This is a genomic window from Paraburkholderia sp. J63 (assembly GCF_905220245.1).
In the GTDB taxonomy this organism is placed as follows: domain Bacteria; phylum Pseudomonadota; class Gammaproteobacteria; order Burkholderiales; family Burkholderiaceae; genus Paraburkholderia.
Map to the genome: position 1 here is coordinate 1 of NZ_CAJMZF010000248.1, position 207 is coordinate 207.

Below are 207 nucleotides of genomic sequence, written 5' to 3' on the forward strand. Positions count from 1 at the left end.
TTGTGCAGCGCCACCGGCGTGGTCGCGTCCGTGCCGCCCAGCGTCAGCGAGTCATGCGCCGACGAGTCGTACGTCACCGCATCGGCCAGTTGGCCGTTGATGTTCGTGATATCGCCCTGCAGCGTCGTCACGGCCTGATTCGTCGCAAACAGTTGCTGACCGTTCACCGCGTCCGTGCTCGATGCACTCAGCAGCCCATTGGCCAAG

The 207-nt window shown here is 64.3% G+C and carries 1 protein-coding gene; it reads right to left on the reverse strand.

Annotation, left to right across the window (positions count from 1 at the left end):
* The coding region (locus U5775_RS39390; protein ID WP_322063494.1) for a hypothetical protein at positions 1 to 207 on the reverse strand (207 nt) is incomplete at both ends.